Origin of the sequence: Nocardia sp. NPDC058497, from assembly GCF_042720195.1 — a bacterium.
GTDB lineage: Bacteria > Actinomycetota > Actinomycetes > Mycobacteriales > Mycobacteriaceae > Nocardia.
This window is the reverse complement of record NZ_JBHXMY010000807.1, coordinates 1-2,116: the sequence shown is the minus strand read 5'-3', so window position 1 is coordinate 2,116 and position 2,116 is coordinate 1. Positions and strand designations below refer to the sequence as shown.

The window sequence follows — 2,116 nt, the reverse complement described above, 5'->3', positions numbered from 1 at the left end:
GCACTGGGCCAGGCCGGTCGCGCCGAGCGGATGCCCCTTGGAGATCAGGCCGCCCGACGGGTTGACGACCCACTTGCCGCCATAGGTGGTCTGGCCCGCGTCGATCAGCTTCCCGGCCTCGCCCTCGCCGCACAGGCCCAGCGCCTCGTAGAGCAGCAGTTCGTTGGCGGAGAAGCAGTCGTGCAGCTCGATCACCTGGAAGTCCTCGGCGCCGAGCCCGGCCTGCTCGTAGACCTTCTGCGCCGCAATGACATTCATGTCGTAGCCGATGAGGTTCTTGGCGGTGCCGTCGAAGGTCGAGGCGAAGTCGGTGGTCATCGCCTGCCCGACGATCTCGACCGCCTGGGCCGACAGGTCGTGCCGGTCGACGAACGCCTCGCTCGCCAGGATCGCCGCGCCGGAGCCGTCGGAGGTCGGCGAGCACTGCAGCTTGGTGAGCGGGTCGTAGATCATCCGCGAGCCCAGGATGTCGTCGAGCGAATACTCGTCCTGGAACTGCGAATACGGGTTGTTCACCGAGTGCTTGTGGTTCTTGTAGCCGATCTTGGCGAAGTGCTCGGCGGTGGTGCCGTAGCGCTTCATGTGCTCGCGGCCCGCCGCGCCGAACATCCACGGCGCCACCGGGAACAGCACCTCGGAGATCTCCGCGAGCGCCATCACGTGCTTGCCCATCGGCTGCTCGCGGTCGTCCCAGGTGGAGCCGAGCGAGCCCGGCTGCATCTTCTCGAAGCCCAGTGCCAGCGTGCACTCGGCCAGCCCACCCCGGATCGCCTGTGCCGCGAGATAGAGCGCGGTGGACCCGGTGGAGCAGTTGTTGTTGACATTGACCACCGGGATCCCGGTCATACCCAGCTCGTAGACCGCGCGCTGCCCCGAGGTCGACTCGCCGTAGACATAGCCGACGTAGGCCTGCTCCACCTCGCGGTAGTCGATGCCCGCATCGGCCAGCGCCTTGGTCCCCGCCTCACGGGCCATATCCGGATAATCCCAGGCCCGGGTGGTCCCGTCGGCCTCCTCGACCTGCTTGCGGCCCGGCTTCTCGAACTTCGTCATCCCGACGCCGACCACGTAGACCTTGTTCGCCATTGAACTCCCATCCTCAAGCCTGGCCATAAACATACAGCCCTGCATGTATCTTCACAATGGGATTTCGTGACACCGGTCACCATCGAGTCGCGTAACTGCGACGGTTCGGAAGAAGCGGATTCATGCAGGGAAAGTCACCGGCCTCGCGGCGCCAGGCAAGAATGACGACGAGTTGCGCCTTATAATGAATTCATTATACTTGCACTATGTCGAGCTGGGGGCTTGTCGTCCATCCTGAAGTGAGGGAGTGGTTGCATGAGGTTCGCAAGACAGATCGAGAGACTTCGGCATTGATCGGAGCCGCGCTGCAGCAGGTGCTATCTGGTCGAGGACCCGACGAGGGTAGGCCGCTGGTGGATCGCGTTTGGGCACAGCGCACTACACAATCTGAAGGAGCTGCGACCACCGAGCAGTGGTTGCAGCGAAGTCAGAGTGTTGTTCATTTTCGACCCCGAACGACAGATGGTTCTGCTGGTCGGCGGAGACAAGTCCGGCAGATGGCAAGAGCGGTACAGATCGGCGATTCCGCTCGCGGAATCCCGTTACGCCGAGTACTTGTCGGCACAACGGATGAAGGAAGGAAGGGCATGATGACGGACTCGCCCGACCGTATGGAGTGGCCGTCCTACGACGGTGTCGAGCAGTTGTTCACCGAGCTGGATTTGGATGATGACGATCTGAGCCGCGCCAGTCAGATTGTCGACGATCATGTTCGAGCGTGGCATCTCGCTCAGGTCCGGGCTGACCAGGCTCGCTCCCAGACTGAGCTGGCAGCGGCCATGGGAGTGAGTCAGCCCCGGGTCAGCGCGTTGGAGCGGGGTGAACTCGACGGTGTCACGCTGTCGACGCTCCGCGCGTATGTGCGCGCGTTGGGTGGCAAATTGAACATCGTTGCCGACTTCGGCGATCGTGAGTACCGCCTGACCTGATCGGTCTGGCGTGCGGTTCGGCGACCCCTCCTCGAGGTCACCCGCGAAAGCCGTTACGCGCGAAAACCAATAGCCCGGGACAGCCCGAGGTTGAGTCAGTT

Annotated in this window: 3 protein-coding genes; 2 read left to right on the top strand and 1 reads right to left on the bottom strand. The window is 63.3% G+C overall.

The genetic code is table 11. The features are described 5' to 3' along the window. The coding region (locus ACFWPJ_RS31215; protein WP_378856864.1) for a lipid-transfer protein at nucleotides 1–1,086 on the bottom strand (1,086 nt) is incomplete at its 3' end. Between the two features lie 432 nt (nucleotides 1,087–1,518). Between ACFWPJ_RS31215 and ACFWPJ_RS31210 the strand changes: the two genes are divergently transcribed. Further along, nucleotides 1,519–1,677 (top strand): type II toxin-antitoxin system RelE/ParE family toxin, encoded by a 159-nt coding sequence (locus tag ACFWPJ_RS31210; protein ID WP_378856862.1) that lies wholly within the window; start codon nucleotides 1,519–1,521, stop codon nucleotides 1,675–1,677. Beyond that, complete coding sequence (locus ACFWPJ_RS31205; protein WP_378856860.1) at nucleotides 1,674–2,015, top strand: XRE family transcriptional regulator; 342 nt, start codon at nucleotides 1,674–1,676, stop codon at nucleotides 2,013–2,015. Before ACFWPJ_RS31210 ends, ACFWPJ_RS31205 begins: the two co-directional genes overlap by 4 nt. Nucleotides 2,016–2,116 lie beyond the last annotated feature (101 nt).

What these genes read in the sequence shown, in the direction of transcription:
- ACFWPJ_RS31205 (WP_378856860.1), top strand. Translation starts at nt 1,674, where the DNA reads ATGATGACGGACTCGCCCGACCGTATGGAGTGGCCGTCCTACGACGGT.